The organism is Longispora fulva, from assembly GCF_015751905.1.
Classification (GTDB): domain Bacteria; phylum Actinomycetota; class Actinomycetes; order Mycobacteriales; family Micromonosporaceae; genus Longispora; species Longispora fulva.
Map to the genome: position 1 here is coordinate 2149277 of NZ_JADOUF010000001.1, position 15193 is coordinate 2164469.

At 72.3% G+C, this 15193-nt stretch carries 10 protein-coding genes; 5 read left to right on the plus strand and 5 right to left on the minus strand.

What is annotated here, in order from left to right:
• Window positions 1-17: 17 nt before the first annotated feature.
• Together IW245_RS09525 and IW245_RS09530 are read left to right on the plus strand one after the other, a co-directional pair.
• Window positions 18-1010: an NAD-dependent epimerase/dehydratase family protein gene (locus IW245_RS09525; RefSeq protein ID WP_197002807.1), complete on the plus strand. Its 993-nt coding sequence runs from the start codon at window positions 18-20 to the stop codon at window positions 1008-1010.
• 255 nt (window positions 1011-1265) lie between these two features.
• Window positions 1266-1874, plus strand: a complete 609-nt coding sequence (locus IW245_RS09530) for a DUF6896 domain-containing protein (protein WP_197002808.1) — start codon at window positions 1266-1268, stop codon at window positions 1872-1874.
• A gap of 30 nt (window positions 1875-1904) precedes the next feature.
• On the opposite strand, the gene IW245_RS09535 is transcribed toward IW245_RS09530, so the two are convergent.
• Complete coding sequence (locus IW245_RS09535; RefSeq protein WP_197002809.1) at window positions 1905-2828, minus strand: phosphotransferase family protein; 924 nt, start codon at window positions 2826-2828, stop codon at window positions 1905-1907.
• Window positions 2829-2904: 76 nt separating this feature from the next.
• Window positions 2905-3729: a pentapeptide repeat-containing protein gene (locus IW245_RS09540; RefSeq protein ID WP_197002810.1), complete on the minus strand. Its 825-nt coding sequence runs from the start codon at window positions 3727-3729 to the stop codon at window positions 2905-2907.
• Window positions 3730-3980: 251 nt separating this feature from the next.
• On the opposite strand from IW245_RS09540, the gene IW245_RS09545 reads away from it, so the two are divergent.
• Window positions 3981-4568, plus strand: coding sequence for a GNAT family N-acetyltransferase (locus IW245_RS09545; RefSeq protein ID WP_197002811.1), 588 nt, complete (start codon window positions 3981-3983; stop codon window positions 4566-4568).
• Window positions 4569-4601: 33 nt separating this feature from the next.
• Window positions 4602-6725 carry an NACHT domain-containing protein gene (locus tag IW245_RS09550; RefSeq protein WP_197002812.1) on the plus strand — a complete coding sequence of 708 codons (2124 nt, stop codon included), beginning with the start codon at window positions 4602-4604 and terminating at the stop codon, window positions 6723-6725.
• A gap of 67 nt (window positions 6726-6792) precedes the next feature.
• Here IW245_RS09550 and IW245_RS09555 read toward each other — a convergent pair whose 3' ends face one another.
• The 3 genes from IW245_RS09555 to IW245_RS09565 form a co-directional block, all read right to left on the minus strand.
• A complete protein-coding gene (locus IW245_RS09555; protein WP_197002813.1) occupies window positions 6793-12000 on the minus strand; it encodes a CHAT domain-containing protein in 5208 nt (1735 codons plus the stop codon).
• Window positions 12001-12061: 61 nt separating this feature from the next.
• Window positions 12062-12988: a hypothetical protein gene (locus IW245_RS09560; protein WP_197002814.1), complete on the minus strand. Its 927-nt coding sequence runs from the start codon at window positions 12986-12988 to the stop codon at window positions 12062-12064.
• Window positions 12985-13407 (minus strand): hypothetical protein, encoded by a 423-nt coding sequence (locus IW245_RS09565; protein WP_197002815.1) that lies wholly within the window; start codon window positions 13405-13407, stop codon window positions 12985-12987. The genes IW245_RS09560 and IW245_RS09565 overlap by 4 nt, the downstream gene beginning before the upstream one ends.
• Before the next feature lie 883 nt (window positions 13408-14290).
• Between IW245_RS09565 and IW245_RS09570 the strand changes: the two genes are divergently transcribed.
• On the plus strand, window positions 14291-15190 hold the full coding sequence (locus IW245_RS09570; RefSeq protein ID WP_197002816.1) for a diiron oxygenase: 900 nt from the start codon (window positions 14291-14293) through the stop codon (window positions 15188-15190).
• Window positions 15191-15193: the final 3 nt, after the last annotated feature.

Here is a 15193-nt window from a genome sequence, read left to right on the forward strand (position 1 = left end):
ACGCATACGATCGGCCGATGCGCATCCTCATCATCGGCGGGACCCGGTTCATCGGCCGGCACATCGCGGCGACAGCCCTGGCCGCCGGACACGAGGTCACCCTCCTGCACCGGGGCCGCACCGGTGGCGACCTGTTCGACGGCGCCGCCCGGCACCTGCTCGCCGACCGTGACGACCCCGACGCGCTCGCGGCGACGCTCGCCGACGGCGAATGGGACGCGACGATCGACATCTGCGCGTACCTGCCGGGTCAGGTGACCACGCTCGCCGACGCGCTCGGCGCGCGCGGCGGCAGGTACGTCCTGATCTCCACGGCGTCCGTCTATGACCCCGAGGGTCCGGGGTTCACCGAGGACAGCCGGCTCCACGAACTCGAGGGCCCCACACCGACGGACGTGTCGGAGGTGACCTACGCCAACTACGGCGCACTGAAGGTCCTGTGCGAGCGCGTCGCCTCCGACCGGTTCGGGGACGCCATCCTCGTACTGCGGCCGTCGTACGTGATCGGGCCATGGGACCACTTCGGCCACGTCGACTACTGGGCACACCGGATCGCGCGCGGCGGCCAGATCCTCGCGCCCGGGGCCCCGGGTACCCCGTTGCAGGTCATCGACGCGCGCGACATCGCGGAGTTCACGGTCACTGCTCTGGCCGAGGGCAGGTCCGGGACGCTGCACCTGGTCGGCGCGTCCGCGACGTCCACCTATGCCGACTTTCTCGACGAGGTGCGTGCGGGCATCGGCGTCGCGGAGAGCACCGTCACCTGGGTCGACGACGCGTTCCTTCTCGCCGAGGGCGAGACGGTCGCGTCCCTGCCGATGTGGGCGCAGGGCGACCGCGCCGAGGAGCTGACCAGCGCGGCGGACCCTGCGGCCTCGCTGCGGGCTGGGCTGCGCCTGCGGCCTGTCGCGGAGTCCGCGCGCGAAGCGCTCGCCACCGGTGCCCCGTCGAAGAAGGCGCTGACCGCCGAACGGGAGGCCGAGCTGCTGGCCCGGTGGCACGCGCGCTGAGGGCCGACCGGTGCGAGGGCTGAGGTGGGCGGAACGCCTCCGCTTCCGTCCGCGCTGACCTCCAACGCCGTCCGTGGCGGCTCCCCGGAGAGTGCGCCGGATCCCCACTGCTCGGCGTTTGAGGGCGGCGTCACCGCCGCTCAGGCGTCCTAGGCGGCTAGCCATTCAGCCGGTAGCGTTCAGGTCGAGAGACGCGGGCGTGCGGCCTGAACGTCCGGACGACGGCCGTCTGTTCTCCCCGGCTAGCCTTGCGCGATGAAGCCAACGACCGGGTCGATCCCGCAGGGAATGCCAGACCCGATCGACATCGCCCACCGGGTCGGCCGAGGACGCAAGCTGTTCATCCCCCTCGACATGGACATGCAATCCGCCACGGCCATCGCGCGGACCTTGCGAGACGCGCTCCCGCCCCACGTGACTGTCTTCGCCGTGTCGGGGACGAGCCGGGGGTCGGGCCTCACGGTGCTCCAGCTCGTCACGGACGCGGAGGCTGCCGCCGTGCGCCCGGCCCTGGATCATCTTGTCGCCGAGTTTCGTCAGTCGGCCGACGCGCTGGTGGCCCACATGCTGGCCGCGATGGTGCCCGCAGGTGACCTCGACGGGGAATTCCCCGACACCGTCCGGATCCGGGACGCGACCTGGGACCTGGAACCGCACGGCGCACACTGCCGGTTCGAAGGCCCGAACGGCGAGGTCGTCGAGGCCGACATCTACTCCCCCGACACCATCGACCCGTACTTTCTTCTGCTGTACGCCGAGACCACAGGTGGCCACGGCGCGGTTCTCGACGCGTGCGTGGAAGGCTTCCACGACATGTGCCGGCTACTCGAACTCACCGGCCATCCTCCCCGGTCACAGCACTAGGGCGCGTTTGAGGAGCAGGCTCAGAGCCGGTCACGCGAGTAGCGCCTCGAGCTGCGGAAGTCGGCCGAACAGGTCCGGGAGGCCGCGCAGGCCGTTACGCACGGATTCGTGCGACAGTGCCAGGTCAGGGCCGGTGCTCGCCTCGACACCGGCGAGGCACCGGAGAATGTTCCACCTCGTGTGCCCCAGCCAGCCGCCGATCATGAACACGAACCAGCTTGGACCAGACGGCGGCAGCGCTCCGCCTCCCGCGACATAGCCGTCGAGGACCGAGCGGAAGATGGCGGGCTTGATGTCGTCGAAGCCAGGTCCCTTCGCCAGGCTCAGCGCGGTCGAGCCGAGTTCACCGGACAGGTCGAGCATCCCCGAGAGCTCCCAGTCGAGCACCACCGGGCGACCGTCCCGGGCGAGCAGGTTCCACGGCTGGATGTCCTTATGGGTCAGCACGCCGGGGCCTGGCCGTTCGCAGGTGTCGACGAAGTGCGCGATCGCGAGGAACGTCTCGACGCGAGCGGCGAGTTCGTCGGCCCACGGCAGTTCGCTCGCGGTCGCCCGCGCGGCGAGCTCGGGCCAGTCCCGTGGCGTCGGGTCCTCGACCGACGCATGGGTCCACGCGACGTCGAGCGCGTGGACGCGCGCGAGGATCTCACCGACCTCACACGCGTACGCCGCCGACACCGGTGCCTCGGGCACCGTTTCTCCCTCGACCCATCGGTGAACGAGCGTGTGGTGACTGGCCGAGATCGGCTCCGGCATCGGGACGCCGGCCGAGAATGCCGCCCGCTCGAACCTGAACACGTCCTCGACGTGATAGGTCCAGCGGCGGTCGAGGAGGTTCAACTCCTTCACCGCGAACGACCCTTGGTCGGTGTCGAGCCGGTACATCCGGTTGGCGAACCCGCCGTGGACGCGGATCATCGGCCCGATCGGCGCGCCGAGATGCGAAAGGTCCACCCACGCATGCTAGGACTGGCAGTTCATCGACGCACCGGATTTCCCGCGACACTCCCCGACCACGTACCAAACACGCCTAACAGGGTGCCGATGTCACCGTAGGTTGAGGGCGTGGAGTGCCGGTTGTCCCCCTCAACCCTGGGCCCTCGAAGCCAAAGGCGGCACCTGTCAGCGTCACGTCGGTCAGATTGGCGCCGCTCAACGTCGCGCCAGCCAGGCCCGCTCCAGACAAGTCGGAGTTGCTCAGGTCCGCTCCGGTGAGGTTCGCCCCGATCATCCAGGCGCACGAAAGATTGGCGAACCGCACCTTCGCATTGGTCAGGTCGACGCTCGTCAGGGAGGATCCGCTCAGGTCCGCCCCGTTGAGGATCGTACCTATCAGGCTCGTACCGGTGAGGTTGGCGCCACGCAGCCTGACGCCGAGAAGGTTGAGTCCATCCAGATTGGAATACGACAGGTCGACAGTCGAGTAGGACAGGTCGAACACCTGACGCTGAGGATCGTGCCGGGTGTCACGCCTGCCGATGACGGTCAACGCCGCGAGGAGGTCAACCGGTCGCCGACCGGCGGTCGCGCGTACATCTTCCCTCGTCAGCGTGGCCGCCGGAGCCGGACTCGGGCCAGGGAGCCGAGTGGCGTGACTGCGAACGAACGCGGCGAGAACTTCCACGATGGTCGGTTGGTCGATCGGGGAGTCGCGCATGAGCCGCTCGAGGGCGTAAATGCCTCCGAGCCTCACCTCGGGGGAATCCGACCCCAACTGCTCCACCGCCTGCGAATAACGGTCGGTCAGTTGGCCGTCCCTGGAAAGTTCGAGCTGCTTGTTGGTGGCCGTCGCGGAAATGCCATTGAAGATCAAAGCGCCGAGCGCTGCGACGATCGCGGTGCCGATGCCGAGCAACGTAGGCCAGTCCCGACGCCGCACGCCCGCACGCGAACCCTTATCCGCGCTGGGTGGACGCCACAGCCGCCGTGGCGACATACCAGACATGTTGGAGGTTCGTCCGCTGCGTCGTATCAGCATGGCTGTCAGTATTCCAGCAACGGCGCTTCTGCCAGCAACCGTCTTTGGCACTCAAGAATGACCCATCGAACGGGGTCTCGTATCATGATCATGAGGCGACCACATTCGACATGGCGGGGAGGCGCATCATGACCGGCACCGACGAGCGCGAGAACACGGACACCGCCACCACCCTGGTGCACCTCGACGGCCCCGCCGCCGTCGAGTTCGCCGACGACCTGGCAGCTCTGTATGCCGTCGTGTTCGGCGAGGCCCCCTACCACGAGGGTCCCGACGACGTCGCCCGGTTCCGGGCAGCCTACCCCGAGCAGACGACCGATCCGGGATTCGCGCTCGTCGCGGCCCTGCGCGGGGAGACGCTGGTCGGCGCGGCCTTCGGGGTCACGTACCCGGCGGGCAGATGGTGGCAGCGCGCCACCCAGGGCCCACCTGCCGCCGTGACCGGAGTCGACACCTTCGCTGTCAAGGAATGGATCGTGCACCCCGACGCGCGCGGCGGGGGCCTTGGCCGGCGGCTCCTCGACGCCCTTCTCACCGACCGGCCCGAACCGTTCGCGACACTGGCGGCCAACCCGCTGGCCCCCGCCCGCCAGATCTACCACCGGTGGGGCTGGCGGCACGTCGACACCTCGGACGACACCGGCCCGCTCGGCGTCATGGACTTCCTGCTCCTCCCCGTGCCCCGGTCGAGCCAGCGCCCACAGACCGGCGCGTAGCCGCCGCCCGAGCATCGCCACATCCGTCGGGGCGTGCATCGAGCTGACGGGTACCCGACGGCCAGGGTCCGGGTCGCGCGGAAGCCGACCACAATGGTCGGGGTGTGGTTGACTCGTCGTGGCCGTTCGTGGTGGTCGGGGCTGGCCGCGGTCGGCGTCCTGCTCCTCGTCCTCGGGGCTCTCGTTCTCGTCCTGCTGTATCTGCGGTCCGGCCCGACCGGGCGGCAGGAGACCTGGGACCGCCTCGCCAGTGTCGGCGGCCTGGTGCTCGGCGTCGCCGGCCTCGGGATCGGGGTGCTGGGCACCTGGGCCGCGCTGCGCACCCCGCCGGGTGATCCCGATGTCCAACTCGACCGTGCGCTGGCCGATCTGGTCCAGCGGCTGCGGGCGCAGTGGGACACCGAGGCCGAGGACCGGGGCCTGTCCGGGCCGGACCCGATACCCGTGCGGTGGCGGCCCAGCGAACGGGCCGTCCAGCCCGCGCTCTCCGAGGTGGTGTTCGGGCCGGGCTGGCGGGCCACCGGGCTCCGGATCCGGGGCGGACCGGGTGACCTGGCCCGGTGCTGGCTGGGCCTGCCGCTGCGCCAACTCGTCGTCATCGGCGCGCCCGGCAGCGGCAAGACCTCCCTGGCAGTTCTGCTCCTCACGGAAGTGTTGCGGGGCTGGGCACCCGGTGACCCGACCGCGGTGCCGGTTCTGGTGAACCTGGCCGGCTGGGACCCGCGGGCCCGGCACCTGGACACCTGGTTCGCGGGCCGGCTGGTGGAGCAGTACCCGTTCCTCGCCGACCGGGACCGCTACGGTCCGGACGTGGCGGCGCGGCTGGTGGCGGCCCGCCGGGTCGCACCGGTCCTCGACGGACTGGACGAGATGCCCAAGGGCATGCACCCGGAGGCGCTGGCCCAGCTCAGTCGGGCGCTCGGCGGTCGTCCGGTGGTGCTGACCTGCCGCACCGACGAGTACGAGGAGGCGTGCCTCGAAGAGGACCGCCCGTTCGGCAGGGCGCTCGTGGTGGAGATCGAACCGGTCACCGCCCGGCAGGCGGCGGACTACCTGGCCGCCGGCGGCGTGGCCGGCGCGCGGCGGTGGGCGCCGGTGCTCGACGTCCTCGCGGCCGAGCCCACCGGAGCGCTGGCCACAGCGTTGTCCACTCCGTTGACGGTGTTCCTGGCCCGGGTGGCCTACCGGGCCACCGACCGCGATCCCGCGGAGCTGACCCGGTTCCCCGACGCCACCGCGATCACCGACCACCTGGTGGACGCCTTCCTGCCCGCCGTGTACGCCGACTCCGGGCCCCCGGCCCCCGGCGCGCCCCGACACCCGAGGTACCCCGCTGACCGTGCCCGACGCTGGCTGACGTTCCTGGCCACCCGGCTCCTGGAGCCCGGCGACAACGAGATGGCCTGGTGGCGGCTGGCCAGGGTGCTCGGTCCGGCGTGGGACAAGACGATCCCGGCGATCGTGGTCACCCTGGCCGCCGCGGCCCCGTTCGGGTTTCGTTCCGAGGCGCTGATCGTCGCGGGAGTACTCGTGTCCACGACGATATTTCGGCTCACGGAGGTCATGCCCCGGCGGATCACGCTCCAACCCTGGCGGACTGTGATGTCGCTGGGGCTGTGCGCGTTACCGACGACCATCGCGTTCACAGCGGCCCGCGACACGGTGCTGTTCCCGCACTGGCAGGTGCTCTGGGCCGCCTTCTTCTTCGCGATGGCCCTGGCCATGGGGCTGGGCGGCCCGCTGTCCCGCGCGGACCTGCTCGACCCGCGCAGCACGATGCGCGACGACCGGCGATCGGCGATCGCGGCCGGTGCGCCCGCCGCGCTGATCGTGGGGGTACCGGCCTGGATCCTGCTCGGCCCCTTGTACGGGCTGCGGTTCGCCGTCGGTGCCGCCATCGTGATCGGGCTCGGCAGCCTGCCCGGCGAGGCGTGGCTGCGGTTCACGATCGCCCGGTTCGCCCTCGCGGCGCAGGGCGAGTTGCCGTGGCGGCTGGTCCGGTTCCTGGCTGACGCGCGGCGGCGGGGAATGCTGCGGCAGACCGGGGCGGCGTACCAGTTCCGGCATCTGCGGCTGCAGGAACGGATACTGGCCGCATATCCGGACCCCGCGATGGCAGACGAGGATGCCCCGGTCAGGTCTGATTCGTCCCGGTGACGTCAGGGACCCGGAATCGGGGGCTCCGTGCGCTCTGGGCGCGTGCGGAGGACCCGGCGCTTCGCCGTCAGGTGCCGACGAAGCAGAACGGCGCCCAGAACCGGGGTGCCGCGTACGCCCGGGCTCCCCGCCACAGCCTGAGGGCCGCCCCGGCGAGGGCGGGTTCCGGCCACAGCTGGGGGAAGGCCGCCCGCTTCTCCGCGTTGGTGCTGTCGCGGGCCCACCGCTGCGCCGCGCGCAGGGCCTCGGGCGCGCTGATCCCGCCGGCCCGCCACTCGGTGTGGAACCGGGCCATAACCAGGGCCGCCGCGGCGTCCGGCACCGGGCGGAGAGTGCCGACCACTCCGGCCGCGCCGGCCGCGAGCAGCCCGGCCGGCAGGCCGAGCGCCTCGTCGATGACGTCGATTCCGGGTACGGAGGTCTCGCACGCCGACAGCACGGCGAGCCGGATGTCGGGCAGCCGCTGGTCGATCAGGCGGCGCAGGGTCAGCACCTGGCCTGCGGCGAGGACCAGACCGCTGTCGAGTGGCTGGAGCGGGTCGTAGCGGCCGTGGCAGGCGAAGTGCAGCACGTGGTGTTCGGCCAGGGCCCCGACCACCGTGTCGAGCGCCGCGGCCGGGCCGAGCAGGGTGCGGCCGGCGGGGAACAGCGGGCGGACCAGCTCCGCCTCGATCCTGGTGTAGGGCAGCTCGGGTCCGGCCTGGCCGCCGGGATCGGCGACGACGAGGACACTGTCGGCCCGCGCGTCGGCGGCCCGCCGGACGCTGGCCCGGTGGGCGGCGGCGCTCGGCGCGTAGCGGATCGCCACGTCGTCCAGCGCGTACCGGCGGCCGGTGGCCGCGGCCGGGTCCGGGCGCCACGCGGCGTGCAGGGGCAGCAGCGACAGCGGGCCGCTGGCGATGACCACGGCTGTGCCAGCCCCGGCCGCCCGCCGAACGACGTGGCGCATGACCGCCGTCCACAGCCAACCGGTCACCTCGTCGTCGCTGTCGCCGTGGAGGAGGAACGCCGTGACGGATTCCTGCAGGGTGCGTAGCCGGGGGTCCGCCAACCAGTCGAGATCCGCCCCGGTCGGCCGCACCGTCAGGGCCAGGCCGCCGAGTTCGGTGCTGGCCAGGAACACCAACGGGGCCTCGGCGGCCAGGGCGAGGAGGTCGGCGCCGGTCAGCGGGCGGAGGAAGTTCTCGAAGCCGGGTACGTTCCGGATCCGCGCCACCACCGTGGCCAGTTCCTCGCGGGCCCGGGCGAGGTGTGCCCGGCTGTCCGGGCCCGGGGTGTCGTCCGCGCGCCGCTCCAGGGCCTGGACCTGTTCCGACGCGGCGACGTAGTCCCGGCGTAGGTGGTCGTGGCCGAGCACGCCGAGTTCGTTCAGTGGGCCCGGGTCGCGGCCGAGGGCCTGCTGGAGGAGGAGGGCCCTGCCCCGTTCCAGCAGGACGGCGGCGTCGAGCGGCCTGTCGAGTCGCGCCAGCGCGTATCCGCCCCGGGCGGCCAGGCCCTGGCCTTCGCGGGCCCAGCCCAGTGTGTGCACCGGGGCGTGCTGGCCGGCCACCAGCCGGTCGAGGATCGACAGCCCCTGTTCGGCGGCTGCGGCGGTGTCCTGCCACGCCCGCCACCGCAGGGCGAATCCGCACCAGGCCACGGCGGCGTTGAGGTGGTGCCTGCCGCCCCGGCCCAGCCCGTCGGCGCACACGGCGCGGAACCCCTCGACGGCCGCTGCCCGGTCCTGCGGTCGGTCGTCTCGGTCGTGCCGGGCGGCGCGGGTGATGGCGAGGTTCGTCATCCGCCCGGGCCACCGCCGATCCTCACGGTCGGTTCCGGCCACGGCCTCGGCGCACACCTCGACCGCCTCGTCAAGGCTCGCGGCGAGATGCCCCCGGCTGGCGGCGAGCGCCAGGTTGGCACCGAGGTTGTCCAGATAGGTGGTCCGGATCGGCGCGTCGGGTCCGACCAGGTGCAACGCCCGGCGGTAGTGGTCCACCGTCGCGCCGGCGTCGTCCTCGTCCCCGGTGAGTTCGTACCGCTCGGACAGCGCCCAGCCGAAGTTGTTGGCCACCCGGGCCGCCGCTGAGCCGCCCAGCCCGGCCGTCGCGTCCTCGGCCTCCTGGAACAGCGCGATCGCCTCGGTGAGCAGGTCCTCGTCGCGGGTGACCCGGTAGCGTTCGGTGAGCGCGACGCCCAACTGCTCGGCGGCGGTCAGGCGTTCGGCGGACCGGGAGCCGGCCGACTCCAGTGCCTCGCGGCCGACGCGGACGGCGTGTTCCAGGTCGGCGCCGGCGCCGCTGTCGCGGTATCGCAGCAGCAGCCCCTGGCACAGCATGCTGCCGTGCAGCGACGCGTCCCCGGCCACGCCCCCGAGCCGGTGCGCCGTTTCCAGGGCCTCCATTCCCTGGGCCAGGTCGTGGGGGTCACCGGTGAGCTGGAACCGGCTGAGCAGTGCCGCGCCGAGGTCGGCGTGGCCGAATTCGACCTCGTTGGCGTCCAGGTCGGCCGCCGCCAGGCCTGACCGCAGCGCGGCGATGGCCGGGTCGAGTGCCCGGGGGTCCTCGTCCCACCGCCACAGGGCCATCCTGCACCGGCCCTCGGCCACGGCCGCGACGGCCCGGGCCGACGGGGACCATCGGGCCGCGTGGTCGGGGTCCGCGCACAGCGCCAGCAGCCGGTCGGCGTCGGACCGTTCTCCGGTGGCGTTGACGAGTCGGATGACGGCGACGGACAGGTTCGCGAGCACCTCGGGATCCGGAGACTGGTCCGGGCGTGTTCCGGCGAGGCCGTCGAGCAGGGTGATCGCCCGGCGCAGGTCCGTCAGCTCGTGGTCGTGGTCGTACCGGGCGATGTGCACGTTCGCGAGGTGGAAGCCGGCTCGGAACCGGAGCCCTGGGTCGTCCGGCGCGAGGGCGAGCACCCGGCCGAGCACCTCGGGGGCCTCGTCGAGAGCCCCGCGGTCGGGCCGTTCCAGGCACTGGACCATCAGGATGTACCCGAGCCGGTGCAGGCGCCCCGCCCGCTCGTGATCGGGTCCTGGCTCCTCGACGGCCGCCCGTGCCGCCGTGACCGCCGCGCGCAGGTCGGCGGGCTCCCGGCCACGTTCGTAGCGGCCCAGTGCCGCCTCCGCGGCGTCGCCGGCCGCGCTGGGTGGGAATCCCGCGCCCGCCGGTCCGGGCGGGAGCCCGCGTGCGCCCCCGCCCGGGTCCGGCGGACCGGCTGCCAGGCGGCGGGCCCGCGCTTCGATGGCCTCGGCGTCCTCGTCGCGACCCGACAGGCGCAGGGCCCGGGCCTGTTCGACGAGTAGCTCCGCCGCCTCCGGCCCGGCCAGCTCCGGGTGCCGGCGGCGCAGGTCCCACAGCTCCTCGTCGTCCTGGGCCTCCAGCACCCGTACCAGCGGCGCGACAAGCCGGGCGGTGGCGGTGCGCGGCACGACCGCGGTCTGGTCCGGGGTGTAGCCCGGCGATCCCCGGCGGGCGGCACGCGGCAACCGGGACCGGGCGGCCCGGATCTCGGGCAGTAGGTGGGCCGCCGTGGAGTTGTGGGCGGCCAGCCGGTGCGCGAGGTCGAGCTGTTCCCGGGCCCCGTCGTGCTCGTCCAGATCGGACAGTGCACTGGCGAGGTGCAGGGCGGTGATCGTGACGTCGACGGGGGCGGCCTGGTCGCCGACCCGCGCGTACACCTCCATCGCCCGGTCGAAGCAGCGCCGGGCGTCGGCGAGCTGACCGTGTCGGAGCAGAGCCCCGCCGAGGTTGTCCCAGAAGATCGCGGCCCGCCCGTCGCGGCGCCGGGGGCGTTCGGACAGCAGCACGACGGCGTGCTCGAACGGCGCCAATGCCTCCTCGACCCGGTCCATCGCCAGCAGCAGGCTGCCGAGGTTCGTCAGCGCGGTGCCCAGATCCGGGTGCAGCGGGCCGACGCGGCGGCGCAACGCCCCGACCGCACCGAGCATGTTCGCCAGGGCGTGGTCATACTCTCCGGCCGCGCGCTGCAGGCCGGCCACCCGCAGCATCGCCACGATGGCGCGCAGCTGCTCCGGCCCGCCCGTTCGCTCCAGGACCCGCACCGCGACACGGAGCTGGGCGGCGCAGGACGCCAGATCGCCGCCCAGCCGGAACGCCTCGGCCAGCGGCAACCGGGCCTCGGCCACCGCCGGATGCCGCTCGCCGTGCGCCGCGATCCGGATCCGCACCGCGTACTCGAACAGGTCCTGGGCGGCGGTCACGCGCCCGCGTTCGAGGTCCGCGTGCCCGGCCGTCGTCACGGCGTCGGCCACCGCCGGGTCGTCGACGCCGAGCCCGACGGCCGCCGCGCCGACCGCCAGGGCGCGCCGGGACAGCTCCTCGGGCGCCAGCCCGGACCCGGCGAGGTCGGCCGCCCGCTGCCGGACGTCGGCGCGCCGGTCCTCGCGGTCCGGGCCGTCCAGAGCGGCGAGCTCGTCCTGCCACTCAGCGCGCCACTGGCGCCACAGCCACAGGTCCAGGACCGGGGTGGGCGCGGCGAGGATGGCCCGGCTGACCAGATCGACCGCCTCCTCGGCGGCATGCTCTCCGCCGAGCTCGCGGGTCACCCGGGCCAGGTTCACCCACCGCCAGCGGATGTCGGGGTCGGCCGGGTCGCTGCCGGCGACCGCGGTGCGCAGGTAGCGGGCCGCCGTGTCGAGGTCGGTCCGGTCCGCGGTGTGCTGGAATCGGCGGAAGTGCGCCTCGCCGGCGTTGTTCTGGTGCCTTGCGAGCTCGGGATCGCCCGCGGCGGTGAGCCGCACCAGCCGCGTGTGCACGGCGACGATCTCGTCGGTGGGAATGTCGCCGGGTTCCCCGTGCGATTCCTGCCAGGCCAGCGCCTCGCCGAGGTTCGTCAGCCGGCCGGGCAGGCGGGGCGAGTCGTCCGGGGTCGCGTCGACCACGGCCCGCCAGGTGGCCACGAGTTCGGGCAGGTCCTCGAGCCGCGGGTTCAGTTCGTAGCGGCGCAGCAGGCACACGCCGAGGTTGTTGCGGTGCAGGACCGAGCGGACCTCGTCGCCCCCGGTGGCCAGGGCCCGCCGGCACAGGTCGATCGCGGTGTCCAGGTCGGCGGCGGAGCCGGTGTGCCCGTGCCGGCCGTGGTAGGCGAGCGCGAGGCTGTCGAGCAGCGCGCCGCGCACCTCCGCCGGTTCCTCGGCGAACTCCGCCCTGGCGATCAGGCGCTCGCCGAGGTCGATGGCCCGGTCGAGGCTGTCGCGGTCCCCGGCTTTGAGGTATCGGTGCAGCGTCTCGGCGCCCCGGGCACCGCGTCGCCGGCCTCGTCCGAACATGTGACCCCCTTGCCGCGATCCTGCCCGGGCCGGCGCCGGCCCGTACCCGCCGTGTCGGGTTTCAGTCCCTCGGCCCGGTGAACCGGGGATGGGCGGCGTCTGACCCCCGCAACAGGTACCGGGTGAGCAGCTCCCCCTCCGCCCGCTCCGCCCCGGGGTCGCCCGGCAACGGCCAGCGCAACTGGGTGTAGAGACTCCCCCGGTACAGGTCGAAGGCCGCCTCGACCAGTTCCGCGTACGTCCGGGCGTGCGTGGGGGCCCAGACGAGCCCGGCGAGCAGGGCGACGCCGAGCCCCACCGGGGCCGCCCACGGGGACACCGGGGTGAACAGCGTGAACAGCGACCCCCACACGAGGACCCCGACGGCGGAGTCCAGCGCCCGGCGGGCGGCGGCGACCTCCGCGCGGGCGTGCTCGGGCAGCAGGAACCACAGGTGCGGCCACACGACCACGGCGTCCAGCCCGTACTTGTCCCCCGGCCGGGTCTCCGCCGCCCGGATGATGTTGCCCAGCCGGGTCGGCAGGTACCGCCCCCGGCTCGGCAGCCGGCGCAGCCGCCCGTCGAGCGCCGCGTACTCCTCGCACTCGTCCGGTGTCGCCTTCCCGGACTGCACCGGCCCGGCCAGCTCCTGGAACCGCCCGCGGTCGGCCGTCGCGGCCCGGTCGACCCGGGCGAGGAGCCGCCGGCGCAGCGGGGCAAACGGGGCCGGCCAGTACCCCTCCATCAGCACCAGGGCGGTGCGCGTGCCCCGGCGCACGACCAGGCCCGACGCCGCCACCGCCAGCAGCGCCACCGCCACGCACCCCGCCTGGGTGAGGGCGGGCTGGCCGCCCAGCCAGTCGGTGGCGGCCCGCGGCGCGCGGAGGTCACCGCGCCGCGCGCACCAGGCCAGGAGGCCGCCGAGCCAGAACACGAGGGCCGGCAGGGACACCGCGGCCCACCGCTCCGCGAGCGTGCCGCCGACCCCCTCCCAGAACTTCGTGATCATGACGGGTCGGCCACCAGGGCGGTGTCGAGGTGGTCCGGGCAGACCGGCACCGGTTCGCCGACCGAGATCCGCCACCAGGCGTAGTTCCCGTCCACAGGGCACACGTACCGGGTGGCGGGCACCGGGCCGCCGCCGTGCGGGTGGGGCAGACCCGCGTAGCCGCCGGCCGGATCGGCCGCCCGCAGGTCGAGGTCGGCCGGTGGGCGGTGCCGCTCGTCGGCGAGTACGGCCGCCGCCCAGGCGTGCGTCGCCGGAGAGCCGGTGAGCAGCGCCAGGAGTTCGGCGTCCACGTCCTCGCCGGCCCGGGCCCGGACCAGCAGCGCGCGCAGCCGCTGGTCGAACTCCGCCGCGCCGGCACCCACCAGGCGGTCCAGGTACGGCCTTATGCTGCGGGCCACGTCGATCAGATTCTCGTCCACACCACTCCGTCCGGACCGACCCGCCGTACGCGCCGCGCCGGCCCCGACAGGGATTCTTCCCGACGGCAGCCGTGCCCGGAAGCCCCGCCGGCGTCCGACTGTCGCGCGCCGGCCAAGCCCCACCGGACAGCGCAGGTCAGCTCTCACCACCCTTTGTCAGCGTCCACGTCAGACAATGATTGCGAATGGCCTTCACGATAGACGTCGACCGGGTGCTCGGCAGCGCGCTACGGCCGCCCCGAACGAGTGACATCGCGCACGGAATTCGCCTTCCGGTGGAGTTTCGCGACCGAACGCGCACTGGCGACCAGGCCGCACCTCATTTCGCGATCACAGCCGTGCGCAGTGTGCGAGCAACAGATCACGGCGCACGCAGCCAAGGCTCCACTTTGACCCTGAAGCACCCGATATTACAGTCCGGGTGGAATCATTTTCAGATCCGGCCGTGCGCAATCCGCACGGTCGATGACTGAAAGTACGAGAATTCCCGCGAACGGCTGCGCATTCGAACTCGAAACGTCGCCAGCCCTGAAAGGGACGCTGATGACGAACGATCCCATCTATTGGTCAACGGGTTGACGCGTTTCGCAGCCCCGGTAAAGTCCCCGCTGCGTGCCCGACACATCTTCAGGGTCGGGCATGGTCGTATTCACGGGGAGAACGAATGCTGCCTTTCGCCATGGACAGAAAACGACCTGACGGCATCGGTGCCGTACGGCGACGTGGTTTCGCCGGCTGAGCGGCCGTTCCTCTTCCAGACGACTTTCCTGCTTGCTTTCCAGACGACACGACGGCGACGCGACGTCGCTGTCGAGAAGCGTGCCGGGCGGCCCCTCGCATCGCCGAAAAGCCGCGGCCACACCCCACGGGAGCGTACCCATTGATGTCCGAGACCTTGACCTGGGACAGCGAAACCACGGCAGCGGTGGAACGCCTGGCGAAGGCGTCCGTCGACGACTACTACAACCCCTACCAGGCGTTCGACTGGCCGGCGGAGATTCCATCCGACGCCATGTGGATGAGCCCGCAACTCCTCACCGTCCACGGCACCGACGCGGCGGCGGAGTTGAGCCAGCAGCAGCTCCGTGACCTTTCCCGCTGGGAGAGCATCCACTTCTACAGCCTCAACGTCCACGGCATCCGCGAACTGCTGACGGAGGTGATCCGGCGCATCCACACCCCGGGTTTCGAAGTCCCTACTCCGTTCTTCCACCACTTCGTCGGCGAGGAGAACGAACACATGTGGTTCTTCGCCGAATTCTGCCTCCGGTACGGAAAACTCTATCCCGACAGGTCCATGCCGTTCCCCGATCAGGAACAGTCCCAGACCCTGGCGAATTTCCTCGTGTTCAGCCGGGTTCTCATCTTCGAACAGATCGTCGACTACTTCAACAGCACAATGGCCGCGGACAAGTCGCTCCCCGACACCATTCGGGCCATCAACAGGATCCACCACCAGGACGAATCGCGTCACATCGCATTCGGCTGCCAACTGGTGCGCGGGCTCTTCGACAATCTCAGGAAACAGGCCGACAGCCGGGGCGACTACGCGGAAATCGATTTCGCCCAGGAATACGTCGACCGCTATATCGCCACGTCACTGGCCCAGCTCTACAGTGTGGACGTCTACCGCGACGCCGGCATTGCAGAACCGCACAAGTTCCGCGCGCGACTCGTCGCCGACCCCGCGCGCCGGCGGGAGCACGACCGGGTCACCGCCCGGACCCGCTCTTTCTACCAGCGCATCGGGCTTTTCGAATCCACTCCCACCGCGGCACGTTGAGAG

Coding starts and splice junctions, on each gene's coding strand:
- IW245_RS09570 (WP_197002816.1), top strand. CDS start 14,291: ATGTCCGAGACCTTGACCTGGGACAGCGAAACCACGGCAGCGGTGGAA.
- IW245_RS09530 (WP_197002808.1), top strand. CDS start 1,266: ATGAAGCCAACGACCGGGTCGATCCCGCAGGGAATGCCAGACCCGATC.
- IW245_RS09560 (WP_197002814.1), bottom strand. CDS start 12,988: ATGATCACGAAGTTCTGGGAGGGGGTCGGCGGCACGCTCGCGGAGCGG.
- IW245_RS09525 (WP_197002807.1), top strand. CDS start 18: ATGCGCATCCTCATCATCGGCGGGACCCGGTTCATCGGCCGGCACATC.
- IW245_RS09555 (WP_197002813.1), bottom strand. CDS start 12,000: ATGTTCGGACGAGGCCGGCGACGCGGTGCCCGGGGCGCCGAGACGCTG.
- IW245_RS09545 (WP_197002811.1), top strand. CDS start 3,981: ATGACCGGCACCGACGAGCGCGAGAACACGGACACCGCCACCACCCTG.